This is a genomic window from Paenibacillus dendrobii (assembly GCF_009807035.1).
In the GTDB taxonomy this organism is placed as follows: Bacteria; Bacillota; Bacilli; order Paenibacillales; family Paenibacillaceae; genus Paenibacillus_AQ; species Paenibacillus_AQ dendrobii.
This window is the reverse complement of sequence record NZ_WUBI01000002.1, coordinates 577,722-603,050: the sequence shown is the minus strand read 5'-3', so window position 1 is coordinate 603,050 and position 25,329 is coordinate 577,722. Positions and strand designations below refer to the sequence as shown.

22 protein-coding genes and 1 other RNA gene are annotated in these 25,329 nt (G+C 48.4%); 20 read left to right on the top strand and 3 right to left on the bottom strand.

From position 1 onward, the window contains the following. Positions 1–162 precede the first annotated feature (162 nt). From glyQ to rnpB, 8 genes are all read left to right on the top strand, one after another. A complete protein-coding gene (gene glyQ / locus GRF59_RS16800; RefSeq protein ID WP_160498842.1) occupies positions 163–1,050 on the top strand; it encodes a glycine--tRNA ligase subunit alpha in 888 nt (295 codons plus the stop codon). Next, positions 1,043–3,118 (top strand): glycine--tRNA ligase subunit beta, encoded by a 2,076-nt coding sequence (gene glyS / locus GRF59_RS16795; RefSeq protein ID WP_160498841.1) that lies wholly within the window; start codon positions 1,043–1,045, stop codon positions 3,116–3,118. Before glyQ ends, glyS begins: the two co-directional genes overlap by 8 nt. A gap of 182 nt (positions 3,119–3,300) precedes the next feature. Next, positions 3,301–3,759 (top strand): YaiI/YqxD family protein, encoded by a 459-nt coding sequence (locus tag GRF59_RS16790; protein ID WP_160498840.1) that lies wholly within the window; start codon positions 3,301–3,303, stop codon positions 3,757–3,759. Positions 3,760–3,808: 49 nt separating this feature from the next. Beyond that, entirely contained in the window at positions 3,809–5,629 is a 1,821-nt protein-coding gene (gene dnaG / locus GRF59_RS16785) for a DNA primase (RefSeq protein ID WP_160498839.1), read from the top strand. 42 nt (positions 5,630–5,671) lie between these two features. Further along, on the top strand, positions 5,672–6,808 hold the full coding sequence (gene rpoD, locus GRF59_RS16780; protein WP_160498838.1) for an RNA polymerase sigma factor RpoD: 1,137 nt from the start codon (positions 5,672–5,674) through the stop codon (positions 6,806–6,808). Positions 6,809–7,087: 279 nt separating this feature from the next. Next, on the top strand, positions 7,088–7,864 hold the full coding sequence (locus GRF59_RS16775; RefSeq protein WP_160498837.1) for a tRNA (adenine(22)-N(1))-methyltransferase: 777 nt from the start codon (positions 7,088–7,090) through the stop codon (positions 7,862–7,864). Beyond that, entirely contained in the window at positions 7,840–8,961 is a 1,122-nt protein-coding gene (locus GRF59_RS16770) for a Nif3-like dinuclear metal center hexameric protein (protein WP_160498836.1), read from the top strand. The genes GRF59_RS16775 and GRF59_RS16770 overlap by 25 nt, the downstream gene beginning before the upstream one ends. Positions 8,962–9,055: 94 nt before the next feature. Then, positions 9,056–9,466, top strand: an RNA gene (gene rnpB / locus GRF59_RS16765) — RNase P RNA component class A. 582 nt (positions 9,467–10,048) lie between these two features. On the opposite strand, the gene GRF59_RS16760 is transcribed toward rnpB, so the two are convergent. Then, the gene (locus tag GRF59_RS16760; protein ID WP_160498835.1) at positions 10,049–11,941 is read right to left on the bottom strand and encodes a S8 family peptidase; all 1,893 of its coding nucleotides are present in this window, start codon (positions 11,939–11,941) and stop codon (positions 10,049–10,051) included. A gap of 239 nt (positions 11,942–12,180) precedes the next feature. On the opposite strand from GRF59_RS16760, the gene GRF59_RS16755 reads away from it, so the two are divergent. The 6 genes from GRF59_RS16755 to thiI all read left to right on the top strand — a co-directional run bounded on the left by GRF59_RS16755 (position 12,181) and on the right by thiI (position 17,048). Then, positions 12,181–12,687, top strand: a complete 507-nt coding sequence (locus GRF59_RS16755) for a YpuI family protein (protein ID WP_160498834.1) — start codon at positions 12,181–12,183, stop codon at positions 12,685–12,687. A 205-nt stretch (positions 12,688–12,892) separates the two neighbouring features. After that, positions 12,893–13,114, top strand: a complete 222-nt coding sequence (locus GRF59_RS16750; protein ID WP_160498833.1) for a DUF1540 domain-containing protein — start codon at positions 12,893–12,895, stop codon at positions 13,112–13,114. Between the two features lie 54 nt (positions 13,115–13,168). Further along, complete coding sequence (locus tag GRF59_RS16745; RefSeq protein WP_202128710.1) at positions 13,169–13,558, top strand: SLC5/6 family protein; 390 nt, start codon at positions 13,169–13,171, stop codon at positions 13,556–13,558. A 188-nt stretch (positions 13,559–13,746) separates the two neighbouring features. After that, a complete protein-coding gene (locus GRF59_RS16740) occupies positions 13,747–14,472 on the top strand; it encodes a lytic transglycosylase domain-containing protein (RefSeq protein ID WP_160498832.1) in 726 nt (241 codons plus the stop codon). Positions 14,473–14,664: 192 nt separating this feature from the next. Then, complete coding sequence (locus GRF59_RS16735; RefSeq protein WP_160498831.1) at positions 14,665–15,819, top strand: cysteine desulfurase family protein; 1,155 nt, start codon at positions 14,665–14,667, stop codon at positions 15,817–15,819. A 2-nt stretch (positions 15,820–15,821) separates the two neighbouring features. Next, positions 15,822–17,048 carry a tRNA uracil 4-sulfurtransferase ThiI gene (thiI, locus tag GRF59_RS16730; protein WP_160499127.1) on the top strand — a complete coding sequence of 409 codons (1,227 nt, stop codon included), beginning with the start codon at positions 15,822–15,824 and terminating at the stop codon, positions 17,046–17,048. A gap of 117 nt (positions 17,049–17,165) precedes the next feature. Here the strand turns inward: thiI and GRF59_RS16725 are convergent, their stop codons facing one another. Continuing rightward, a complete protein-coding gene (locus GRF59_RS16725) occupies positions 17,166–17,870 on the bottom strand; it encodes a YjbE family putative metal transport protein (protein WP_160498830.1) in 705 nt (234 codons plus the stop codon). A 217-nt stretch (positions 17,871–18,087) separates the two neighbouring features. Here GRF59_RS16725 and GRF59_RS16720 point away from each other — a divergent pair, with 217 nt between their 5' ends. The 5 genes from GRF59_RS16720 (at position 18,088) to GRF59_RS16700 (ending at position 22,945) form a co-directional block, all read left to right on the top strand. Then, positions 18,088–18,747 carry a TerC family protein gene (locus tag GRF59_RS16720; RefSeq protein ID WP_160498829.1) on the top strand — a complete coding sequence of 220 codons (660 nt, stop codon included), beginning with the start codon at positions 18,088–18,090 and terminating at the stop codon, positions 18,745–18,747. Positions 18,748–18,918: 171 nt separating this feature from the next. Next, the gene (locus GRF59_RS16715; RefSeq protein ID WP_160498828.1) at positions 18,919–19,428 is read left to right on the top strand and encodes a hypothetical protein; all 510 of its coding nucleotides are present in this window, start codon (positions 18,919–18,921) and stop codon (positions 19,426–19,428) included. A gap of 166 nt (positions 19,429–19,594) precedes the next feature. Then, positions 19,595–21,436 (top strand): translational GTPase TypA, encoded by a 1,842-nt coding sequence (gene typA, locus GRF59_RS16710; protein ID WP_160498827.1) that lies wholly within the window; start codon positions 19,595–19,597, stop codon positions 21,434–21,436. A 46-nt stretch (positions 21,437–21,482) separates the two neighbouring features. Continuing rightward, positions 21,483–21,779, top strand: a complete 297-nt coding sequence (locus GRF59_RS16705; protein ID WP_160498826.1) for a YlaH-like family protein — start codon at positions 21,483–21,485, stop codon at positions 21,777–21,779. 89 nt (positions 21,780–21,868) lie between these two features. Beyond that, a complete protein-coding gene (locus GRF59_RS16700) occupies positions 21,869–22,945 on the top strand; it encodes an LCP family protein (RefSeq protein WP_160498825.1) in 1,077 nt (358 codons plus the stop codon). Between the two features lie 274 nt (positions 22,946–23,219). On the opposite strand, the gene GRF59_RS16695 is transcribed toward GRF59_RS16700, so the two are convergent. Then, positions 23,220–23,792, bottom strand: coding sequence for a YhcN/YlaJ family sporulation lipoprotein (locus GRF59_RS16695; protein WP_160498824.1), 573 nt, complete (start codon positions 23,790–23,792; stop codon positions 23,220–23,222). A gap of 107 nt (positions 23,793–23,899) precedes the next feature. Between GRF59_RS16695 and GRF59_RS16690 the strand changes: the two genes are divergently transcribed. Then, positions 23,900–25,231: a PhoH family protein gene (locus GRF59_RS16690; RefSeq protein WP_160498823.1), complete on the top strand. Its 1,332-nt coding sequence runs from the start codon at positions 23,900–23,902 to the stop codon at positions 25,229–25,231. The last annotated feature ends 98 nt before the right edge of the window (positions 25,232–25,329 follow it).

The following is a 25,329-nucleotide window of genomic DNA, read 5'->3' as shown; positions in this document are numbered from 1 at the left end:
ATCAAGTAGGGTGGAACCGCGGGAAATCACAGCTCTCGTCCCTATGTCTGTTCAGCAGGCATGGGCGGGGGTTTTTTGTTGTCCAGGAATCGGCCTGCAGACGGATTAAGCAAGCTGGCAAACGAGCGAAATGCTCATTAAAAGCAAAGGAGAGAGGCGAAAATGAATTTTCAGCAGATGATTTTGACACTGCAGCAATTTTGGGCAGCGCAAAACTGCATTATCGTGAATCCCTATGATACGGAAAAGGGAGCGGGCACGATGAACCCGATGACCTTTTTGCGGTCGCTCGGACCGGAACCATGGAAGGTAGCGTATGTCGAACCTTCTCGCCGTCCTTCCGACGGACGTTACGGAGAAAACCCGAACCGTCTTTACCAGCACCATCAGTTTCAGGTCATTATTAAGCCTTCGCCTGATAATATCCAAGAGCTCTATTTGGAAAGTCTGAAGGCGCTCGGCGTGGATGCATTGAATCACGATATCCGTTTTGTCGAGGACAACTGGGAGAATCCTTCACTCGGCTGCGCAGGTCTCGGTTGGGAAGTATGGCTTGACGGCATGGAAATTACCCAGTTTACGTACTTCCAACAGGTGGGCGGCATTGAGACGCATCCGGTAGCCGTTGAGATTACCTACGGCATGGAGCGTCTGGCTTCGTACATTCAGGAAAAGGAAAATGTGTTTGATTTGGAATGGGTGGACGGAATTTTATATGGCGACGTGTTCCATCAGCCAGAGGTTGAGCATTCCAAATACACCTTTGAAGTCTCGGATGTCAAAATGCTGTTTACGCTCTTTAACATGTATGAGCAGGAAGCGAAGAAAGCGATGGACCAAAACTTGGTATTCCCGGCTTATGATTACGTTCTTAAGTGTTCACATACCTTTAACCTCCTGGATGCTCGCGGCGCGATCAGCGTAACTGAACGGACCGGTTATATTACCCGGGTGCGCAATTTGGCCCGTCAGGTTGCGGCAACCTATGTCGAGGAACGCGAGAAGCTTGGCTTCCCGCTGCTGAAGAAAGGAGACGATCTGCATGTCTAAGGATCTGTTGTTTGAAATCGGTCTGGAAGAGGTTCCGGCGCGTTTCCTGCGTGCGGCAATGAACCAGCTTCGGGATAAGATGGTTCAATGGCTGGAGCAATCCCGCCTGTCTCATAGCGAAGTTCTGTCCTATGCAACCCCTCGCCGCCTGGCCGTACTGGTGAAGGGTGTAGCGGAGAAGCAGGACGACGTGGAAGAAGAAGTAAAGGGACCTTCCCGCAAGATCGCCCAAGATGAGAACGGCAATTGGAGTAAAGCGGCGCTCGGATTTGCACGCGGACAAGGCGTGGAGCCTGAATTGTTCACCTTCAAGGAATTGAACGGCGTTGAATATATTTATGTCACCAAAAGCAGCACGGGCGTTGAAACGGCTTCGATTTTGGCAGAAGGGCTCTTGGGAATCCTATCGTCGATGACGTTCCCGAAAAACATGCGTTGGGGCAGCTATGATTATAAATTTGTGCGCCCGATCCGCTGGATTGTCGCTATGTTCGGATCGGATATCGTTGATTTGGAAGTAACGGGCGTGAAGTCGGGTAATGTAACCCGCGGGCACCGTTTCCTAGGCACGGATGCGGTCGTTTCGGAAGCAGCGGCATATCCTGAAGTTCTGCGCTCCCAGCATGTTATCGTCGACGTGAAAGAGCGCCAAAGCATGATTCTGAAGCAGATCGAAGATCTGGCCGCAGAAAAAAATTGGAAAATCGCAATCAAGGACGATCTGCTGGAAGAAGTGCTATTCCTGGTCGAAACGCCAACCGTTCTATTCGGAACGTTTGATCCATCCTTCTTGAATATTCCTCAAGATGTATTGATCACCTCCATGAGAGAGCATCAGCGTTACTTCCCTGTACTCGATGAACAAGGCAAGCTGCTGCCGTTTTTCGTTACCGTTCGCAACGGGGATAATACCTCGCTGGACGTGATTGCGAAAGGGAATGAAAAGGTACTGCGCGCTAGACTTTCGGATGCGAAATTTTTCTATGATGAAGATCAAAAACTTGAAATCAAGGATGCACTCTCTAAACTGGAAAGCATCGTCTTCCATGAAGAGATGGGAACGGTTGGAGATAAAGTTCGCCGTATCCGCAAAATTTCGGATCAACTGGCTGAAGCGCTGCAAATTTCCGGGACGGACCAGGAATCGGTCAGCCGTGCGGCTGACATTTGCAAATTCGATCTCGTGACGCAAATGGTATACGAATTTCCGGAGCTGCAAGGCGTCATGGGAGAAGATTATGCACGCAAGGCCGGAGAGAGCGAAGCTGTCGCCAAGGCAGTGTTCGAGCATTACCAGCCGCGCTCAGCTTCTGATGACCTGCCATCTTCGCTGGTAGGATCCATTGTAAGTATTGCGGATAAGATTGACACGATTGTGGGCTGCTTCTCCATCGGTATCATTCCGACGGGCTCGCAGGATCCTTACGCTCTTCGCCGACAGTCGCAGGGCATCGTGCAGATTTTGCTGTCCAAACAAATGTCTCTTACGCTAAGTGATGTATTCAATATCGCGATTGACGTTCATGCGCAGTTCCGCGAAATGAAACGTCAAGGCAGCGAGATCCGTAAAGATTTGGAGGAGTTCTTCGGTCTTCGCGTGAAGAAGCTTCTGTCTGAGAATCTTCGCTATGATGTAGTGGATGCGGTCATTGCTGCTGGATATGATGATGTCATGTCCGTCGTATCCCGCGGGGACGCTTTGATGAATGCCGTGAACACCGGTGAAGAATTCAAAACGACCGTTGAGTCCTTCAATCGCGTGAGCAATTTGGCTGCGAAGGCTTCCAAGGCTGCAGTTAGCGAAAGTCTTTTCCAGGAAGAAGCGGAGAAGGAATTGTATGCAGCTTGGCTGGAAGTTCAGAAGCCGTATCATACCGCTCTCGAAGAGAGAGAAGGCGAGAAGGCGCTTGAGCTTTTGAGCAGCATGAAAGCATCGATTACGAACTTCTTTGATTCGGTCATGGTCATGGCTGAAGATGAGAAGATCCGCAATAACCGTTTGGGACTGCTCGCGCAGATGGATCAGGGATTGAAGCAGTTTGCAGATTTTAACAAGCTGGTTTGGTAGGGAAGTGTTTATTTTAGGGTAAAAACATACGGAACGGGATGGACCATGCCGAAGTTCTCCTGCTTCCGTATCTTTTCGGGAACTGTCAAAAGTTGTTATCCCGCAGAAAGAGGATTTTTGGCTCCCTTGCGCGTATATAATAATACGGTAAACCATGATAACAGGGTGATCTTCTGGCTGATATGCATACGATACAGATTGTCGTTGACGGGGATGCCTGTCCCGTGAAGCATGAAATTGGAGTAGTTGCCAGAGCCTTCCGCATTCCTGTGCTGATGGTTTCTTCTTATGACCATTTCATACAGGCTGAGGAAGGTGTGCAGACCGTTCAGGTTGACCGGAGCGACCAAAGCGCGGATATTTACATCGCCAATCATATCAGGCGCGGAGATGTCGTTGCGACGCAGGATTATGGACTGGCTGCGCTTGCGCTTTCCAAGGGCTGTCACGCCATTTCATTTCGGGGACAGAGCTACAATAGCGAAAATATCGAGTTCATGCTTGATCGGCGTCATCATCAGGCCAAAGCTAGGCGAAGAGGCAGCTATGGCAAGGGACCGAAGCCGATCACACAAGAGGACAAGATTTTTTTTCAACAGAAACTGACAAAACTTTTGCAGGGATTGCAGGAGAATGTTTAACGGTAGCGAATAATATTTTACGTGCCAAAAAGAGATGAAGGTGGTTTGGATGAATGCCGGACAAGGTAACATTCCGGAAAAAGTCATCGATGCCGTGCTTGAGCAGCATGATATCGTTGATACGGTAAGCAGGTATGTTCATCTGACCAAGCAGGGGAAATACATGAAAGGCCTCTGCCCGTTTCATTCGGAGAAGACCCCCTCTTTTACGGTTACGCCGGATCGTCAGATTTTCTATTGCTACGGCTGCGGCAAGGGCGGAAATGCCATCAAATTCAGGATGGAAATCGAAGGACTCTCCTTCCCCGAAGCTGTGAAGACCATGGCAGAAGAAAGTCATATTGCGCTCCCGGAAGGACAAGGGGCTGTGGTGATACCTCCGAATCCGGAGAGAGACCGACTGCTTCAGGCCTATGAATGGACTGCCAAATTTTATCACTTTTTGCTCAAAAATACGGAGCACGGCAAAGCGGCGATGGAGTATTTGCGTTCACGCGGCTTTAACGACAAGGTGATCGACCAATTTCAAATCGGCTTTGCGCCGGACCGCTGGGACACACTGGTCCAGTTTTTGACCAAAAGGGAATTTGATTTAAGCGAGATGGAAAAAGGCGGACTTTTGTCCAAGCGGCATGAGAGCGACGATTTTCTCGACCGCTTCCGCGGCCGCGTGATTTTTCCCATTCATGACCGCAATGGTAAAATCATCGCATTTGCGGGAAGGATTCTGGGCGAAGGTCAGCCGAAATATTTGAACTCGCCAGAAAGCAAGCTCTTTAATAAAAGCCGGATACTGTACAATCTGCATCAGGCCAAGGCGTCCATCCGCAAACTGCGGCAAATCGTTTTATTCGAGGGATACGGTGACGTGATATCAGCCTGGGAAGCAGGGGTACAGAACGGTGTTGCCACCATGGGGACGTCCTTGACGGAAAGCCATGCAGCCCTGATGAAAACCATGGCTGATGAAATTGTTATCTGCTATGATGGCGACCGGGCAGGGCAAGCTGCGGTAATGAAGGCTATCTCGCTGCTGGAAGGTGTAGGTCTTAGCGTCAGGGTTTCTGTTTTGATCGAAGGGCTGGACCCGGACGAATTCATCCAGAAATATGGGGCCGACCGCTTTAAGCGGCAAATGATTGACGGTGCGGTTTCCACTACAAAATTTAAGCTTATATATCTGAAAAAAAACCATATACTGCTAGAAGAAGACGGGAAGATTGCGTACACGAAGGAAGTGCTTCCGATTATCGCGGCTCTGCCCTCATCGACCGAGAGAGAAGTTTATTTACGGGAGCTTGCCTCCGAACTTCAGCTTTCTTTTGAAAGCCTCAAGCAGGATTGCAACGAGATCCGCCAATCCATGCAAAAAAACATGCCGGATGGGGATAATAACGACAAAAGGTGGAATAATGGTAGGCATAAAAAAGGGCAGGTTTCTGCTCCTACGTTGCTGCCGGCATACCATACCGGAGAACGGCGCCTTTTGGCTATGATGCTGCAGGATGCCGAAGCCGCCAGCTATGTGGAAAAACGGCTTGGTGACGCATTCAACATTGATGATCATGCAGCGATTGCTGCTTATCTATATGCCTACTACGCACAAGGCAAACCTCCGGATATTAGCCGTTTTATGTCGTCTTTGCACGATGACCGTCTGGAGAAGACCGTCAGTTCGATCTCTATGATGGACACTCCCCCGGAGTGGAACGTTCAAGAGCTGGATGACTGTATTCGGGAAGTGCAGAAAGTTCCGCAGAAGCGGCAGATCGATAAGAAGAAAGAAGAAATGATCATTGCCGAGCGGTCAGGGGACTTTTTGCGTGCTGCACAAATTGCAAGTGAGATTATAGCCCTAGAGAGACAGTAAAGAACAAGGCTTGAATGTTTCTAGGGAGGAGGGAGTCGAGTTATGGCGAATGATCAGCATACTGAACTAGAGACAGAATTTACGCTTGATCAGGTAAAAGACCAACTGATTGAACAGGGTAAAAAAAGATCTTCTTTAAATTACAAAGAAATTATGGAGAAATTATCGCCATTTGATCAAGACCCTGAACAGATGGATGAGTTTTACGAGCATCTGAGTGACCTGGGAATTGACGTGGTCAACGAGAATGACGAAGATGAGGGCGGAATGCATCGTCAATCCGATGATCACGACAACAACGATAATGATGATTTCAGCTTTGACGACGACTTGTCCCTGCCGCCGGGTATCAAAATTAATGATCCGGTACGGATGTATTTGAAGGAAATTGGTCGGGTTCCTCTCTTGTCGGCTGATGATGAGGTTGAGCTTGCAAAACGGATCGAGAACGGAGACGAAGAAGCGAAGCGTCGTTTGGCGGAAGCCAACCTTCGTTTGGTTGTCAGTATCGCCAAACGCTATGTCGGACGCGGCATGCTGTTCCTGGATTTGATTCAGGAAGGCAACATGGGTCTGATCAAAGCCGTTGAGAAGTTTGACCATAAAAAAGGCTATAAGTTCAGTACTTATGCGACTTGGTGGATTCGTCAGGCGATCACCCGCGCCATTGCAGACCAGGCCAGAACCATCCGGATCCCGGTTCACATGGTGGAAACGATAAATAAACTGATTCGGGTATCCCGTCAGCTGCTTCAAGAACTGGGGCGTGAACCGACGCCGGAAGAAATCGCTGCCGAAATGGAACTTAGCGTGGAAAAGGTTCGGGAGATTATGAAAATTGCCCAAGAGCCGGTATCGCTGGAAACACCGATCGGTGAAGAAGACGATTCGCATCTTGGCGATTTTATCGAGGATCAGGAAGCCTTGGCTCCAGCGGATGCTGCTGCTTACGAGCTTCTGAAGGAACAGCTTGAGGACGTACTGGATACATTGACAGAACGCGAGGAGAATGTTCTTCGTCTCCGTTTTGGTCTGGATGACGGACGAACAAGAACGCTTGAAGAAGTGGGCAAAGTGTTTGGTGTAACACGTGAACGTATTCGTCAAATCGAGGCCAAAGCTCTTCGTAAACTGCGTCATCCAAGCCGCAGTAAACGTCTGAAGGATTTTCTCGAATAAAACAGTTGCATCTGACCTTCTGCGGGCTTATCGCAGCAAGGTCTTTTTTTTCACAAAGACGTTAATTTTGGAAATGAGAGATTTCTTTCTTTTAGAATTATTTCCTTTATTTGTTTTTATTTTAGCTCTTTTTTCAGACCATTGCAAATTATTATTGCGTACTTTCAAAAGCAGGAGCCAAGAGCTGGCGTGGGAATTCGAGTTTATTTGCAGTCTCGGACACTAATTTGATACGGTATAGGAAGCATTGGAAAATAATAAGAATACGTGGGTGTATGCATGAAGTTATCAAGAAGGTTAGAAATGATCATGGAGCTTATCCCGAACGGAAGCCGCTTGGCAGATATCGGTTCGGATCATGCGATGCTGCCTGTAGCTGCAGTACAAACTGGCAGGGCAGCACAGGCCGTAGCGGGAGAAGTGAATCCGGGACCTTTCCAGGCGGCTGTTAAGCAGGTGGCAGAAGCAGGACTTCAAGGCCAAATCGCGGTAAGGCGCGGTGATGGACTCGCGGTGATTGAAGCAGGAGAAGTGGATGTCATTACGGTCGCGGGTATGGGCGGGAGCTTAATCGCCAGTATTCTGGATAACGGCCAGGATAAACTGGGTGAAGTGAAGCTGCTTATATTGCAGCCAAACGTTGGTGAAGACATTCTGCGTCGCTGGCTGTTGGAGCATCACTGGCTGCTTACTTCAGAGAAAATTCTGGAGGAAGACGGCAAGATTTACGAAATCCTGACAGCTATTCCCGAGAAGGAAGATGAGCGGATCAGCAGCAGATTATTATATGAAAGTCAGCAATGGCCAAGCAGCAGTGGGGAAGGCACTTTTACAGTTACCACAGAGCTTCTTTTGCGCATGGGTCCATGGCTGCTTAAGGGGCCAACCTCGACTCTGACGGATAAATGGAATGGCGAGTTGGATAAACTCCAAGGCATTCTCAATTCCCTGTCGGCATCGAAGCTGGAATCCGCAGAAATGAAATCGCGTCAACTACGCGAAGAAATGGATCAGATCAAGGAGGTACTCGCATGTTTGCAAAAGGACAGACGGTAATACAGTATATGGAGCTGCTCGCTCCCAAGCATTTGGCGTATCCCGATGACAAGGATAGGATTGGGTTGCAGCTTGGAAGCTTGCAAAAGGAAATTCGAACAGTGCTGGTGGCACTTGATGTGAATGACGAGGTTGTTGATGAGGCCATAACCGCCGGCGCGGATCTGATCATCGCACATCATGCGATTATCTTCCGCCCGCTGAAAACGATCAACACCGATTCTCCGGCAGGTAAAGTTTATGAAAAACTGATTAAAAATGATATTGCCGTCTACATTGCGCATACCAACCTGGATATTGCCGAGGGGGGCATGAATGATTGGATGGCCGAAGCGCTTGGCATTCAACATACGGTGCCGATTGAGGAAACTCAGCGTGAACAGCTGTACAAACTGGTTGTTTTTGTTCCAGCGTCCCATGCCGAGCAGGTGCGTGAGGCTGTCCTCGGTGCCGGAGCGGGTGCCATCGGAAATTACAGCCACTGCAGCTTCAATGCTGGCGGAACGGGAACCTTTTTACCACAGGATGGAACAAAGCCTTATATCGGAACGGCAGGCAAGCTCGAAAAGGTGGAGGAAATCCGCATTGAAACCATCGTGCCTCAGGGAATCCGCAACATTGTTGTACAGGCGATGATCAAAGCTCATCCATACGAGGAAGTTGCGTATGATATCTATCCGCTTGATCTTAAAGGGCGCGCCTATGGCCTAGGGAGAGTCGGTAAACTTGAGCAGGAGTTATCGCTTGCCGATTTTGCAGAGGTTGTTAAAGAGCAGCTGGACGTGCCGTATGTGCGCGTGGTTGGCGATCTGGAACGTGTTATCAAGAAGGCGGCCGTTATTGGCGGGTCTGGAGCACGCTATTATCCGGCTGCACGCTTCCGCGGAGCGGATGTGCTGGTGACGGGAGATGTGGATTACCATACCGCACAGGACGCACTGAATGCCGGCATCACGCTGATCGATCCGGGACATAATGCCGAGAAGATCATGAAGGCAAAGGTAGCGGAATGGATGAGCGCGAAACTGGAAAAGCACCGGTATGAAACCAAGGTAATCGCATCTACTGTCGATACGGAACCTTTCCGTTTTATCTAGTTCTATGATAGCCAAGGAAAATCCAGTTAGTGCTGGAAGGCGATGAGGATTGAAACCTTGCAGGATTCCATGTATACTATACAATGTTGTCCGGAAAGTTTGACAGACAATCGCTGGCGGTGCGTAAGGCGCCGCGAGAGGAAAGTCCGGGCTCCATAGGGCAGGGTGCTGGATAACGTCCAGTCAGCGCGAGTTGAAGGATAGTGCCACAGAAATGGACCGCCGATGGCCGCTGTAACAAGCGGATCAGGCAAGGATGGAACCGAGGTGTAAGAGACCCCGAGGAACGCTGGTGACTTCGTTCCTGGTAAACCCCACCTGGAGCAAGACCTAATGGAACGCAGCTTCCCTGAGAAGCAGCCTTAGCCCGAGGCGCGTTCGGGTTGGTCGCTTGAGCCAATTAGCAATGATTGGCCTAGATAGATGATTGTCGCTTATCCGCGGGAGGGTAGTTCCCATCTGTACCGCGACGAGCACAGAACCCGGCTTACGTAAAACTTTCCTAACTGCAACAGTATGACTGAACAAGATACTGTCAAGGCGGCATCACGGTTTAACCGGCGATGCCGCCTTTTTGCGTGCAACAGCTCCATTAGTTATCTGACGAGCCTGATTTAGTCAAATACCTCTGTACCAAGGACAAACGTACAAACCAAGGCGATCTGACCATAATAAACTGTACTAAATCAACGAAAGGAGCTGCTTGCAAATGTATGATCATTGCTTCCACTGTCCTCCAGCGGACCCAATTTATACAGATCCAACAGTCATTGTTCAGGATTTTTATTATCCACAAATCGTGCCCGTGGTGCACACGGTTCAAGTTGTAAAAAGACATCATTGTGTACCTGTACCGAAACATGTATATAACTACGTTGAAAGTGACCAAAACTGCTCCGTATCTGCTTCCGCCAACAATATGAAACGCGGTGGGCAGGTTTCAAGAGCCAGAGGCAGACGTTAATTCATTCGTTTAGAGTGATGAACTTATTTGTGATTATAGGTATAGAATGATTCAGCTACCTTGCTTATGTAATCTATAAAAAAGCAATCCGCCGCATAGGCCGGATTGCTTTTTTATTGAGACTTATTTGCCTTGCTGGATCACAGAATCCATTTTCTTCTGAACATGTTGCGGCCAGAATTGCAGAGGTGCTTCCGAATTGCCTGCAGCCTGTAACGCTTTATAGATATCGACTTGCCCGTAACCGTAATATTTGTCCTTTCCTTTTGGACCCAAATCTTTTGTGCTGCTTCTCATAATTTCCATGACTTGCTTATTGGAGAGATCGGGATTGCGCGAGCGGATCAGGGCAGCCATGGCTGCAACATGCGGGCTTGCCATGGATGTTCCGGATAACGCGGCATACTGGTTACCGGGGTATGTGCTGGCAATGCTGGTACCTGGGGCCGCGACATCAATGTAATCTCCAAAGTTGGAATAAGAAGCGCGCTTCATATTGGAGTCGGTTGCTGCGACTGCAAGGACCTCGGGATAAGCCGCAGGGAAGCCTGGACGTTCGGTATTATCGTTTCCCGAAGCAGCCACGAGCACGACGTCACGATCGTAAGCGTACTTCACGGCATCATGAAGGAATTGGGAATCGGCATAGTTGCCCAAGCTCATATTGATGACCTTGGCTCCGTTATCGGCCGCCCATATAATGCCTTCGGCTACGGAATAAGTTGTGCCTGAGCCGGATTTATCGAGAGCTTTAACAGGCAGCATTTTATTGTACCAGCTGATTCCGGCAACCCCTTCGTTATTGTTTACGAGCGCTCCGATGATTCCCGAAACATGCGTACCATGTCCGACATCATCCTGCGGATCCGAATCGGGGTTGATCACGTTATAGCCTGAGAGTAGCTGCCCCTGCAAATCGGGATGATCAATATCCACCCCTGTATCGACGATACCAACGATTACGTCGCTGCTGCCTCGGGATAAATCCCAGGCCTGGTTTGTTTCAATGGCAGGCAGGTTCCACTGGTATTTGGCAAACAGCAAATCATTGGGAACGTTGGGCAGACTGCTCGTGGATTCTTTTACCTTATCATTGGTCATATACAAATAATGCGGTTCGACGTACTGTGGATTCCAGTTTTTCATGAAATACGATTTTAACTGACTGTAATCCATACCGCTGGCATGGAAAACATAAGCATACCCAAGTTTTCTTTGGGATTCCGCCCTCAGTTCGTCCATGATTCGGTTCATATCCTGGCGGGACGGATCCTGACGGAAACGGACGACGATTTCATTTTCATAAAAATGGCTCGCTTTCTCATTGTCATGACCGGTGCGTACGGTGATATCTCGGAGTGTATCGGCATGAACGGATTCAACCTTGTATTTTCCTTCTTTCGGATAAGGGATCAGCCGCAGATTTCTTTTTTGGTGATTGGCCACCTCGGTCAATATTCGTTGGTTCATCACGGCAATGACGCCCTGTTTAGGGGTTTTAGCGGAAGGCTCGGCAATAACAAAGTACTGCTTGCCCCCCATTTTAAAAGAAGGGGATTCGTAGGCGCGTTGATGGCTGATGCTTTTCCCGGCCTGATCTAAATATTCTTTCAGTTTTTTTTGGTCGTCAGCACTCCAGTTGTTTTTGGTGATGCTGTATTGCTGTTGTTTCCCTTTTTTGGAATCCTGCCATATAATCATGGTAAAATGATCATGGGATTTCTGAAGCTTCCGTACGTAATCAGAGATCTGGGCAGGGCCGGCCGCTGCAAGCTTGCTGAGCATGGAAGTCAAATGCTGCTTGGCGTCAAGGCGCGTCAAGTGATCGGTGGATTCAATGTCTTGCGCCATCATTCTTTGTTTGGAAATATGCTCTTGCTTTGGATTGGGAATCGCCGGCTCTAAGGCCGACTGTCTGCGGGTATGCGTATCGGCGGAATGAGGCACCTGCATCACGAAGATCAGCGCTGCAGCTGCTGCCGCGATGCCAAGGCCTGCCCATGTGCGACGGGACATATGATAAACCTCCTGATAATGAAATTACCTTTATCGTGAGGAAAGAGGGCCCTTTTTATACCCGTATGGATGGCAAGGATAATAGTATCCAATTTTTGTCCAACGGATTTGAGAAAGGGATACCGCTTCATCTGGTTTTGTGTTAGGATAGTACATGAAAAAATGATGTTGTAAAGCGTTTTAATTGGATGATGTCAACCATCGGACTGAAGGAACCATTAAGGGGGAGCAAATTAGCGATGTCAGCAGGTAATGTTCAAAAATTGTGTGAGACCACGAAAGAGAAGCTGAAATATGCGATCGATAAGCTGGAAGGTTTTCTGAATGAGTATTCGCTTTCGCAGCTCGCAACCGAACCGAATGAAGAAACTTTGCATTTTTACAAAGGCTTTCTTTCGGATTTGCGCCATCTGCTTGTTTTTAGTGAAGTATCTTCGGAAAAGCTTGGAGTTGCTCTGCGCCGTGCCAATTTCGATACTGAATTTGCTGAGAAAGCTCTCTATCATGTATATCACCACTGCGTGAATAACTTTTTCTATCCAAAAAGCGAAAGCTATTCCGAGGATGGCCGTTACGCTTATACCGGACAAGATGCGATTCGGTTCAGAGCGAAACCGGTACGCCCGGTGCGGGATATCATCCTGGACATTACGAAAGTATTTGAAGACCTCAGAGATGACCTTACTTATTATGAAAGCGACTATTTAACGGAGCGTAGAATGCAAAACCAGCGGACTCACGCCTAAACCATACATTCCTGTGAATGACAAAGATGCCCATCCAAGGGCATCTTTTTTGCGTTTACGTATGCTTTGATGATAATGTTTTTGCCACATTTGGTTTGAGATTAAGCAATAATCTTGGATTATGAACTCCCGCCAGCAACTGACAGCTTCCATCGGTATATAGGTCTTCTTACGAGGAGACAATGTTATTTGAGGTGATCCTAAAATGAATGATTCAAGAACCATTGTTAAATGCAGTGTGAGCAATTGCAACTATTGGGGAGAGCAGAATGTGTGCAAAGCGGAACAAATCCTGATTGAAATCGACAAGCATGCTTCTGCCAAATACAGCGAAGAATTCGGAAGCGAGCATTTTGCCGAGCACAAGGATTACGCGAGCACTTCATCTGCCACTTGCTGCCTGACCTTCAAGCCGAAAAATTCTTAAACGAAGTGCATTAATGTTTTGCTTCAGACCATCCAGTTACAGGGAGGTATTCTGATGGACGATTTCCACGAACATGATCAGCAAGAGCGTGAGCATTCGGAAAGAGAGAGACATACACCTCAGCGTATCCGCAGAGATTATCCCCGTCGTGGCGATCACGAGGAGGAGTATGCTGCAGAAGTTGCTCCTCCAAGATCGGCAAGGTACGAGATGGACGATAATGAGGAGCGGGAGAATGGAACTGCCGGTAGAACTGCGGGTTATGTCGGTCTTGCCTTCGGTATAGCGTCCCTGTTTATGTGGTCTATCGTGCTGGGACCCATCGCCGCAGCGACTGGTTATTATGCCTTCAGTAAAGGTAGCAGAGTTTGGGGAGCATGGGGAATGGGACTGGGCATTCTGGCTACAATCAGTTATTTTGTTCTTATTCCTTTTGCCCGGTAACGTCTGGAATGTTGGCGAAAAAGCGTTCTTTCGGCTGCAAAGACAGCGAAAGAACGCTTTTTGCTTTCAAAAAAGTTGCAGGAACATGTATAATATAATTCCATGGATATATGGCGCAAACTCCCATGAACATGTTAAAATGACTGAAATGAAACAAACCATCACTTGTAGAAAATGAGGTTTTATACATGCAGATCGATTCGGCAACCGCGAAGCAGCTGGCATCACTTCAGGATAACAGCCGTATTCAAAATAGAGATGAGCTGCTCCAGGATATTCTGGAGAATGGAAGCAGTTCTGATTTTGGCGTCATTTTACAGCAGCTTGTCAATTCTTCTTCGGATAGCAGTGCCAGTTCGGACGGTTCTGTACTGCCTACAGTTCCCGGGGTATCCTACAGCGATGGTTTACTGTGGCAGCAGCTGGGCGCTTCAGAGAAAACGGAGGCTTCCGGGCTTCAGTTCGTGAACAGCAGTCACTCGACGGGAAAATCCGGCCCAACCGCTTACGATGATTTAATCCAGCAAGCCAGCCGTAAATACGGCATTGACGAATCTTTGATCAAGGCGGTCATTGATACCGAATCCTCCTTTAATCCGAATGTCGTATCATCGGCAGGAGCGAAGGGGCTTATGCAGCTTATGGATGGAACCGCGGCAGGTCTCGGCGTAACGGATCCATTTGATCCTGCACAGAATATTGATGCGGGGACACGTTATCTTTCATACCAAATCAAACGGTTTAACGGTCAGGAGAATATGGCCCTTGCTGCATACAATGCCGGCCCCAACCGGCTTGCGAAGCTTGGCGTTTCCACAGACGAGCAGCTGATGGACAAGCTTGGGATGCTGCCCCTGGAGACAAGAAAGTATATCGGCAAAATTGCAAACGCGCGCTCGAAATATGAAGTTTAACAACTGAAGCATTGGGATCTATATGTAGCTTTGATTAAAGTAGTTTAAGGTATCGTGAAATTATTTCCATATAACTTGATATCAGGGATCAAACGGGGAGAATGGCAACGGATGAAGTTACTTTGACAAGTATGGCCCCCTGTTTGATCTCTTTATATTGTCCGGAATTTGGAAGCGGAAGGATGAGATAAAATGATATATTGGGATCATGCGGCAAGCACACCTCCATATGATGAAGTCATCCAGACGATGGCGGAGGTGATGAAAAAGCACTACGGAAACCCTTCGTCTATTCACAGCATGGGGGAGGATGCGGCCAAGTTAATCAAACGTGCTCGCGAAGTATGCGCTTCTTCCCTTAACGTTAAGCCGTCCGAGGTCATTCTGACATCCGGAGCCACGGAAGGGAATAATATGGCGATCAAAGGAGCCGCCTTACAGTATGAAAGCCGAGGAAAGCATATCATCACGACGCGGATCGAGCATCCATCCGTATATGACAGCTGCTTGGCATTGGAAAAACAGGGATATGAAGTGACCTTTTTACCGGTCGATGGCAAAGGGATGGTGGATCCCTCCGAGCTTGCTTCGGCGGTTCGTAAGGATACCATCCTTGTCAGTATCATGCATGTTAACAATGAAACGGGAGCGGTGCAGCCCCTTGCTGAAATTGGACATGCACTGAAGCAAGCCAATCCTCTGACTGTTTTTCATATCGATGGAGTCCAAGGCTTCGGCAAGCTTCCGGTCCGTCTGGATGAGTGGAAGGCGGATCTCTACACCTTGTCCGCGCATAAAATTCGTGGTCCCAAAGGCACAGGAGTGCTTTACAAGCGGGAAGGCATTATGCTTCATCCGCTACTGTCCGGAGGTAAGCAGGAATCGGGACTTCGGGCGGGCACCGAGAATATTCCCGGGTTCGTCGCGATGTCCAAAGCCATGCGGATGGCTGCTGAACAAACCGACGCGTTCATGAAAGAGGTCGGTGCACTCAAGGCTGGCTTGCTTGCTTGGATCCGCAACACGCCTGGATTAGAGCTGAACAGCTTCGAGGAAGGGGCTGCCCATATCGTCAATGTGTCTTTTCCCGGGATGAAAGCCGAGGTTCTGCTGCATACTTTGGAAGAACATGGGATGCTGGTATCCACTAAATCAGCTTGTTCCTCCAAGACCTCGGAACCAAGCCGCGTACTGCTCGCCATGGGGCGCAGCGTGGATGCGGCTTCCAGCGCCATACGGATCAGTATGGGAATGACGAACACGCAACAAGATTTGAATAAGCTGCAAATGGCGCTTGAAGCGGCAGTAAGCCGACTGCAACCGCTTAGACAGGAAGGAATGAAATGAGCTTGAAATATGATATGCTGCTGCTCCGTTTTGGAGAGTTTACCCTAAAGGGAAAGAATCGCAACCGCTTTGAGAAAACGGTTTTGACGCATGTAAGATCCGTCCTTTCTTCTTTTCCCGCTGCACAAATCCAGAAGGAATACGGCAGGTTATATATTGCCTTGAATGGCGAGAATGCAGACCAATTGATCGCTGAGCTGAAGAAGATATTCGGTATTCACTCGATCAGTCCGGTGGTCGTTTGCGCTTCGCAGCTGGATAAAATCGTTGAAACGAGCGCTTTATTTCTGGAGCAGATGGACCTTAAGAAGGAGACTTCCTTCAAGGTCACAGCCCGCAGGGTATGGAAGGCTTTTCCGCATCCGTCGCAGGAAATGAATCATCTGGTCGGCTCGCCTTTATTAAAAAAGTTCTCCTTGTTAAGAGTAAGCATGAAGGATCCGGAGCTGCAGCTTCGCGTCGAGATTCGAGAACAGGGCACTTATATATACTGCGAGGTTATCCCCGCAGCAGGTGGATTTCCACGCGGAAGCAATGGAAAGGCAATGCTGCTGTTGTCCGGTGGTATCGACAGCCCTGTAGCCGGCTTTACCAGCATGCGGCGGGGATTGGAAGTCGAATGCGTGCATTACTACAGCTACCCGTTCACCAGCCGTAAGGCCAAGGAAAAAGTGATGGAGCTCGCCAAAGTACTGTCCGGATATACGGGTGAGGTCAAACTGCACCTGGTTCCATTTACGGATATCCAGACTTCGTTTACTGGCCAAGGCCAAGATAATCTGATTATTACACTCATGCGGCGTTCCATGCTGCGTATCGCTACCATGCTGGCAGAACGCGAGGGTGCGCAGGCCATCGTCACAGGGGATAGTCTGGGTCAAGTGGCAAGCCAGACGCTTCCAAGCATGAATGTAATCGGACGCGCCACGGATCTGCCTTTACTGCGTCCGTTGATTATGATGGATAAGAGCGAAATTATTGAAATAGCCAAGCAGATCGGCACGTATGAGACATCCATATTGCCGTACGAGGACTGTTGTACGTTATTTGTTCCGAAATCACCTGCGACCAATCCCAATCTGCGCATTGTCGAAAGAATCGAAATGAATCTGGTTCATCTTCAGAAGATGATGGAGGAAGCGGTAGAGCGGACGGAAACCGTGGTCATTACGCCGGAAACTGTCATCGAAGCAGACCGTGAAGACGGAATCGATGAAGCGTGGTTTTAATCCATAAAAAAAGGACTTCCAACCTGACGGGTGGAGGTCCTTTTTCTACATAAATTGAAATAAAGAAGAGACTCATCATCTCTTCAGGCCATCCTAAAGATGGATCACAGCTTTATTTCACTTTATATGGTTGTATGAATTTTCGTTGTTCTTCTTTCGCGAGTCCGAACGCTTTTTCAAATAACCTGCTCCGAGAATCGCAACGATGACGATAACGATAAATACGATTCGGACAGACGGATGTTCTTCGAAGAAGGAATGCAGTCTCTTTTCTTCCGTTATCATATTGGATGCCGTATATCCGAGTACTGCCGAGCCCAAATAAATAATCCAAGGAAAACGGTCGATCAGCTTTATGAACAAGGTGCTGCCCCACACGACAATGGGAACGCTGATCAGCAGGCCAAGAACGACCAGAATTATATTTTGCTGCGCCGCGCCGGCAACCGCGATGACATTATCCAGCCCCATGGCTGCATCGGCCACGATGATCGTCCGTACAGCTCCCCAAAGCGTTCGCCCTGCCTTAACGTCGGTATGATCGTCATTGTCAGCCAGCAGCTTATACGCAATTCCTATGAGCAGGATACCTCCCACAAGCAGGAGCCAAGGAATCTTCAGGAGCCAAACAACGATGATCGTTGCAGCGATACGCAGCAGAACGGCGCCGCCCGTTCCATAAAAAATGGCCTTTTTCTGAGTCGAGGATGGCAAATTCCTCGCAGCAAGGCCAATGACGATCGCGTTATCGCCAGCTAAAATGAGATCCAAAAACACGATATTGACTAGTTTTGCCAAGAAGGCAAAAATGGATGCTTCCACATCAGGTCACTCCTCATCATGACTGTATACGGAGTCTAAGTATAGAATGAACTAACGGTATGATTGATTATTCCTCAATTATTGCAAGAATAACAAGACAATCATTGTTCGTTCAGACAGTGAAGCAAATCGGATTCATTATAGGATAATTTTTCATTGAGAGTCAAGCATAGCCTGGCCGACAGGCGCATAGGAGTAGTAGTGGGGGTGTTGACTGTTGGAATCGATATGGCTTCTGATGCAGATCCTGATGATTAATCTGGTTCTGAGCGGAGACAACGCCGTGGTCATTGCGCTGGCAAGCAAAAATCTGCCGCCGAAACAGCGCAAGCAGGCTGTCTGGTGGGGAGCCTTGGGTGCGGTGGTTCTCAGATGCATACTGACGTTTGCGGCCGTCCTGCTGCTGAAAATTCCATATGTGCAAGCCGCAGGAGGAATCCTGTTGTTCTGGATTGCTTTCAAGCTGCTGGCCGACGATAAGGATGACGTAAGAATGGGCGAGTCGGCTTCCATTTGGAAAGCGGTGCGGAGCATTTTGGCTGCTGATTTTATTATGAGTCTTGACAATGTGTTGGCCCTTGCCGGTGTAGCGAATGGCGATTTGGCGCTGATCGTAATCGGCATCGCGATCAGTATTCCGATTGTCGTATTCGGAAGTAACCTGATCGTGGGCCTCCTTCATCGATATCCTCTGCTCGTTTACTTAGGGGCGGGCATCCTGGGGTACACAGCGGGTGAAATGCTTCTGCAGGATTCCAGAATGGGCATATTACTGTCCTCCATACTGCCGGAGATACATAGGTTCGTTCCCGCGCTGCTGACCGTTCTGGTCATTGCGGCAGGCAGTTTCAAGAAAGTCTCGTTGAGCCGAACATAGTCATGTCACAATAGCCGGTAAAAACCGGCTTTTTTGGCGTTTATGACATGCAAAAAAATTGCGGGATGAATATGGTTTTTTCATTCCTTTTCAGATAAACTAAAGGTGAAAACATGTCGTATCCTGCGGGAGCAGACGTACAAGGTATAGAGGGGAAGAGGGTGGGGAAAAATGTCCTCCAAGAACGATGTAAGGCTGGGTCTGTTTATCGTTGTGGCTGGCGTTGTGATCTTGCTGGGGAAATTGGGTGTGTTCGGATTTTTGGGTCGCACGTTATGGCCGCTTGCCATTCTGGTGGTCGGGCTGCTGATTCATCTGCTGTTTTTCAGCAATCGTGCACGCGCTTATGTACTGATACCGGGAGGAGTTCTAGCGGTTTACGGATTGCTGTTTGAGATCTGTAATCTCTGGGGCTGGGGATTGATGTCGTATTTATGGCCGGTCTTTTTACTCGGATTTGCAGTCGGGGTGTATGAATATCATTTGTTCGAGTCGCCCAAGCCGGAAGGTGTTCTGCTGATTGCGCTGTTTCTTGGACTGGTGTCGCTCGTACTTCTTTTCTTCACTTTGCTGCACACCGGCGCCATTTATGTGCTGGCGGTTCTGCTCATTGCGCTGGGAATATGGTTTATTTCAGGAAGAGGAAAGTCGAAGGGCGGAAAGTGGAATCGCGGCTGGTAAGGCATTCGCCAGCGAATTCTATTTTCTGTAAAAATGCTTGTTTTTTTCTGAAAATTCACTATAATATAAGGGATATGTTGAAGCGTCGTCGGCATTACCGCCCGGCGCTTCTTTTGGTGAAAGATATTGGCATTGATTTGAAAGGGAAAGGATCTGGATAAAAGTCATGCATTCAAGAGATAAAATTCGCAACATTGCGATTATTGCCCACGTTGACCACGGCAAAACAACACTGGTAGACCAGCTTCTGCAGCAATCAGGTATTTTTGGAAAACACGAGCATTTGCAGGAGCGGGCCATGGACTCCAATGACCTGGAGCGTGAGCGCGGAATTACCATTTTGGCCAAAAATACGGCCATTACGTATAAAGACTATTTGATTAACATTTTGGATACACCGGGACACGCCGACTTTGGCGGTGAAGTGGAACGGATCATGAAAATGGTTGACGGCGTTCTGCTGGTCGTAGACGCATATGAAGGCTGCATGCCACAAACCAAATTCGTACTCCGCAAAGCTCTCGAGCAAAACCTCACTCCGATTGTCGTTGTGAACAAGATCGACCGTCCTGCTGCGCGTCCTGCGGAAGTTATCGATGAAGTGTTGGACCTGTTCATTGAACTCGAAGCCAACGATGATCAGTTGAACTTCCCTGTTGTCTATGCATCAGCATTGAACGGAACATCAAGCCTCGATCCAGAGAAGCAGGATGACAACATGCTTGCTCTGTACGAAACCATTACGGAGCACATTCCTCATCCTACTGAAAACGTAGAAGAACCTCTTCAGTTCCTCGTTACCTTGATGGATTACAACGAATATTTGGGCCGTATTGCGATCGGGCGCGTAAACCGCGGCGTGATCAAGCAAGGCCAAGCAGTTACCGTAATTATGCGCGATGGCAAAAGCAAAACAGCCCGTATCGAGAAGTTGTTTGGCTTCCAAGGCCTGAAACGCATCGAGATGGAAGAAGCAGGCGCAGGCGATATCGTTGCTATTGCAGGTATCAAGGATATCAACATTGGTGAAACCATTGCGGATCCGACAAATCCTGAAGCGCTCCCTGTCCTCAAAATTGATGAACCAACACTGCAAATGACATTCCTTGTAAATAACAGTCCTTTTGCAGGCCGCGAAGGCAAATGGGTGACTTCCCGTAAGCTGCGTGAACGTCTCTTGAAAGAGCTTGAAACGGACGTGAGCTTGCGTGTGGATGAAACAGACAGCCCGGATGCTTTCATCGTTTCCGGACGCGGTGAGCTTCACTTGGGCATTTTGATCGAAAACATGCGCCGTGAAGGTTATGAGCTGCAGGTATCGAAGCCTGAGGTTATCGTTCGCGAAGTCGACGGTAAAAGAATGGAACCGATCGAACGCCTCTTGATCGACATTCCTGAAGAGAGCATGGGACCTGTTATGGAAAGCCTGGGAACCCGTAAAGCCGAAATGGTCAACATGGTGAATTCCGGTAATGGACAGGTTCGTCTGGAGTTCCTGATTCCAGCTCGCGGCCTGATTGGATACCGTACGTACTTCCTGACTCTGACTCGTGGCTACGGCGTGATGAACCATGCGTTCGACAGCTACGGACCACTGATCGGCGGACAGGTTGGCGGACGTCACCAAGGTGTGCTTGTAGCAAGCGAAAGCGGAACTAGCACAACTTATGGTATGATGGGAATCGAAGACCGCGGAACCTTGTTCATGGAACCGGGAACCGAAATTTACGAAGGCATGATCGTTGGCGAACATACCCGCGATAATGACATTGTCGTGAATATCTGTAAAGAAAAAGCGGTAAACAATATCCGTTCTGCCAACAAAGAAGAAACGGTGAGAATGAAAACGCCGATTATCTTCTCGATGGAACAGGCGCTTGAATATCTGAACGATGATGAGCTTTGCGAAATTACGCCAAAATCGATTCGTCTTCGCAAGAAGATCTTGAACAAGAGTGAGCGTGAACGCTCAGAGAAGCATCGGAAAATGGCTGAAGCCAATTTGTAATGAACGTACAGGCAAATGACCTGTTACCGAAAGGAGTGTACCGCACGTGCAAGCCTGGTTTGCATCGCATTCGCTTGTGTCTTACATTGTCATTTTCGTGTTGATTACGTATGTATATAACAAGGTATTTCGTGTCAGACAAAAGCTTCCATTGCTAAAAGAAATACTGCTTTATATTTTGATGGCCATTGGTTCCGGGATGCTGCTTATATTTCAGCACGACAAGCTACCGATCATCCAGTGCCTGCTCGTTGCGGTTGCCTTAATGCTGATGGTGCGCGTCCGCTATTTTGTGGAGGCCCGCCAGAAGAAGAAAGCAGAGACAGCAGCTAAACGGGGCTAAGGCCGTACGAATCCGGCTCTTCGCAACTTTTTGACGATTGGCATCGTTTATAGAGAGAATCCTCAAAATAAATGAAAAAGGTGTTTGAGATGAGTTCCAGCAATACCAACCTACCTCCACGATCTCAAAGTGGCAGCAAGCAGAACAAACAGCCGCCAAAGAAGAAAAAAAAGAAGAACGGATTTAAGACATTTTTGAAACTTATATTGATTATCATCATTCTGGGTGTGCTGGCCGTAGCCGGATACCTCGGTTATCTGTATTACAAGGCAGATAGCGGCGTACTGGATACCGGCAACAACAATCCGGTCCCAGCCGAGAAATCGGCAAAAGTGAAGCCTGTGACCATGCTTTTGCTTGGTACGGATTATCGTCCGGAGACAGGCACCCATCTATCGGATGTGATTATGGTAACCGCGTTTAATCCGGATACCAAAACCGTCACGGTTGTATCGCTTCCGCGGGATACGAAGATTGAGCTTAAAGGGTATCGGGAAAATAAAGCAAACGCATATTACCCGATCTTCCTCTCGGAAGAGAAAAAGAGCGGCAAAAAGGCTGAGGATGAGATGAAGACGATGCTCAGCAAATACATGGACATTCCGATTGATTACGCAACGGTCCTTAATTTTCAGGGTTTCCGTGACGCCGTTGACGCTCTAGGAGGCGTCGATATCAATGTGGACATGAACATGTGTTACCGGGACAAGGCTGACGGAACGAATATCAACCTCAAAAAGGGTGAGCAAAAGCTTGACGGTAAGGATGCGCTGGATTACGTGAGATACCGTAAATCCAACTGCCGTCCGAGAACGCAAGGTTCCGACGACTTCGACCGTAACCGCAGACAGAACGAAGTTTTGCATGCGCTCATCGATAAGATGCAATCCTTTAAAGGCGTAACCAGTCTTGGCGGGGTTTTGGATGCCATGGACAAAAACATGGAGACCGATATCGAAAATGATCAGCTCAAGAACATGATTGCGACCTACTGGAAGGTAAACAAAGAAAACGTCAAATTCATGCCGGTAACCGGTACATGGAAGAGCCCTTACGTGTATGTGGATGACGCCGAGCTGGATAAAGCCAAACAGGCCCTGAAGGACGAAATTGCCGGAAAAGGACTGCCGGCTGCGACGGATAGCGCAGAAAAAGCAAATCCTTAAACTTGGGTGCAATATTTGCGAAAACACCTAATATAATAGAGTACACTGGAACCTGTACAGGAGGTCGGGAAGATGTCCGAAGCGGTTGCACCATGCACTCAGCCATTATTTAACCAATTGAATGCTGCAGCTGCCGGCTTGCCGGTTCTTGAACAGGACGCATATCCATGTGTCCGGATGCTGTATGATAAAAAGCCTAGTGAGAAACTCACTAGGCTTTTTATTCATTCTGCGCAAAAAATGTTGAGTTATGTTGAAAATGGGCTGATTGGAATCAATGCTTGGAGGTTGGGGCAGCCGGTGGAACATGGTTCTTGGGTTTTACATCCTTGGGAAGCTGGGGTACGATGCGTCCGACGATATCGGCGAGTTCGGAAGCAAAACCGGATACAGGCTCGCCTTTTTGAATATGCTGACCGATTTCAGCGATTCGGGTGGATAGATCCATGTCAGCTGTCACAAGGGCGTTTTTGCCCCGAGGATCTTTACGGAGCGCCTCGGCTACGGAGTATTTGATAGTTCCGACACGGGAACGGGTTAGCTTGCCATCAACATCGATCCCCACGACAGCGGTATTGCCAAACACGACAGCATGAGCTTTTTTGACTCCTGCCACTCTTTCGGCCAAGGCTTCGAGATGATCCTTGAGGGATAAATCCGTCGTATTCTCCGCTGCACGTACCGCAGAGTTCCCTGTCGATTTTAGCGATATCCGATTGTAATCTTTGGAAGCGGCCGAGGGTCCCTGTTTATTTTGAGGAGAGGGTGATGCGTTTTTGTCTTGAGCCTTGTTGTTACAGCCGCTGATGACAGCTAGTGCCAGCACGACAAGCAGAAGCATTCTCATATGTGATCGTCCTTTCCAGGTCATAGATTCTAATGGCGAATTGTAACTTAGGATGTCCATGACGAAATAATTTATGTGTTCATTATGAGTTAGTGGAGGGAGAAGGTATGAGAAAGATTTTTGTACTGGATACCAATGTGCTTCTTCATGATCCAGGCGCGATTTATGCTTTTGAGGAGCATGAGGTCGTCATTCCAGCCGTAGTTCTGGAGGAGATTGATTCCAAAAAGCGGAATGCCGATGAAATTGGCCGTAATGCGCGTACGGTATCCCGGGTATTGGATCAACTGAGGGAAAATGGGCACCTGCACAGCGGGGTCGTGCTCCATAATGGCGGAAGCCTGAAAGTGGAGCTGAATCATAGAAGTTTCCTCAAGGTACAGGAGATGTTCGGTGAGATTTCCAATGACAACCGTATACTTGCCGTGGCCTTGAATTATCATATGGAAGAAGCGGATAAAGAGGAGCCGGCTCAAGTAGTGCTCGTTAGCAAAGATGTTCTGGTCCGGATCAAGGCGGACGTGCTTGGACTGAATACGCAGGATTATTTGTCTGACCGAACGGCAGGTCCGGATGATCTGTATACGGGAAACCTTAAATTGAAGGTTCATCCAGCCATCATCGATGAATTCTATTCGTACCGTTTTCTGCCAGTCAAGCCGCTCCAGTTATCCTACCCGCTGAATCCCCATGAATTCGTGATTTTGAAGGACGAAATGGGAAGCACCAAGTCAGCACTTCTGAAAGTGAATACGGAGGGATCCAAGCTGGAACCACTGTATTTGAGCAATGATGCCGTATGGGGGATCAACGCGCGTAATGCCCAGCAGCGTATGGCCCTGGAACTTTTGCTGAATGATGATATTCCTCTAGTGACGATTACGGGGAAGGCGGGTACGGGTAAAACCTTGCTGGCGCTCGCAGCGGGATTGCTTAAGGTCGAGGATGAGCATAAGTATAAAAAACTGCTGATTGCAAGACCTGTGGTGCCGATGGGGAAGGATATCGGATATCTGCCCGGAGAAAAGGAAGAAAAGCTCCGCCCATGGATGCAACCGATCTACGATAATCTCGAATTTTTGTTCGACACGAAAAAAGCAGGAGATATCGACAAGATACTGATGGGACTCGGCAGTATACAGGTCGAAGCCTTGACGTATATACGAGGACGGTCGATCCCCGGACAGTTTATCATCGTGGATGAAGCGCAGAACCTTTCTCGACATGAAGTAAAAACCATTGTATCCCGCGTTGGAGAAGGCAGCAAAATAATTTTGATGGGTGATCCGGAACAAATCGACCATCCATATCTGGATGCCACTAGCAACGGTCTTACGTATATTGTGGAGAAATTTAAGCAGGAAGGCATTAGCGGGCATATCACTCTAGAGAAAGGGGAGCGCTCCAAGCTGGCTCAATTGGCCGCTGATTTGCTCTAGATCTTAGATATCTGTAGGGAGTCCTGGATACTTCTGCTCATAACGGGCACTAAGCTTCAGGACTCTTGTCCATGGTCGTAGCAAGATCAAGTTAACTT

What these genes read in the sequence shown, in the direction of transcription:
- rpoD (WP_160498838.1), top strand. Translation starts at nt 5,672, where the DNA reads ATGGCGAATGATCAGCATACTGAACTAGAGACAGAATTTACGCTTGAT.
- GRF59_RS16770 (WP_160498836.1), top strand. Translation starts at nt 7,840, where the DNA reads ATGTTTGCAAAAGGACAGACGGTAATACAGTATATGGAGCTGCTCGCT.
- GRF59_RS16735 (WP_160498831.1), top strand. Translation starts at nt 14,665, where the DNA reads ATGATATATTGGGATCATGCGGCAAGCACACCTCCATATGATGAAGTC.
- glyQ (WP_160498842.1), top strand. Translation starts at nt 163, where the DNA reads ATGAATTTTCAGCAGATGATTTTGACACTGCAGCAATTTTGGGCAGCG.
- GRF59_RS16750 (WP_160498833.1), top strand. Translation starts at nt 12,893, where the DNA reads ATGAATGATTCAAGAACCATTGTTAAATGCAGTGTGAGCAATTGCAAC.
- typA (WP_160498827.1), top strand. Translation starts at nt 19,595, where the DNA reads ATGCATTCAAGAGATAAAATTCGCAACATTGCGATTATTGCCCACGTT.
- GRF59_RS16760 (WP_160498835.1), bottom strand. Translation starts at nt 11,941, where the DNA reads ATGTCCCGTCGCACATGGGCAGGCCTTGGCATCGCGGCAGCAGCTGCA.
- GRF59_RS16690 (WP_160498823.1), top strand. Translation starts at nt 23,900, where the DNA reads ATGAGAAAGATTTTTGTACTGGATACCAATGTGCTTCTTCATGATCCA.
- GRF59_RS16790 (WP_160498840.1), top strand. Translation starts at nt 3,301, where the DNA reads ATGCATACGATACAGATTGTCGTTGACGGGGATGCCTGTCCCGTGAAG.
- glyS (WP_160498841.1), top strand. Translation starts at nt 1,043, where the DNA reads ATGTCTAAGGATCTGTTGTTTGAAATCGGTCTGGAAGAGGTTCCGGCG.
- GRF59_RS16745 (WP_202128710.1), top strand. Translation starts at nt 13,169, where the DNA reads ATGGACGATTTCCACGAACATGATCAGCAAGAGCGTGAGCATTCGGAA.
- GRF59_RS16695 (WP_160498824.1), bottom strand. Translation starts at nt 23,792, where the DNA reads ATGAGAATGCTTCTGCTTGTCGTGCTGGCACTAGCTGTCATCAGCGGC.
- GRF59_RS16755 (WP_160498834.1), top strand. Translation starts at nt 12,181, where the DNA reads ATGTCAGCAGGTAATGTTCAAAAATTGTGTGAGACCACGAAAGAGAAG.
- GRF59_RS16715 (WP_160498828.1), top strand. Translation starts at nt 18,919, where the DNA reads ATGTCCTCCAAGAACGATGTAAGGCTGGGTCTGTTTATCGTTGTGGCT.
- GRF59_RS16740 (WP_160498832.1), top strand. Translation starts at nt 13,747, where the DNA reads ATGCAGATCGATTCGGCAACCGCGAAGCAGCTGGCATCACTTCAGGAT.
- GRF59_RS16700 (WP_160498825.1), top strand. Translation starts at nt 21,869, where the DNA reads ATGAGTTCCAGCAATACCAACCTACCTCCACGATCTCAAAGTGGCAGC.
- dnaG (WP_160498839.1), top strand. Translation starts at nt 3,809, where the DNA reads ATGAATGCCGGACAAGGTAACATTCCGGAAAAAGTCATCGATGCCGTG.
- GRF59_RS16775 (WP_160498837.1), top strand. Translation starts at nt 7,088, where the DNA reads ATGAAGTTATCAAGAAGGTTAGAAATGATCATGGAGCTTATCCCGAAC.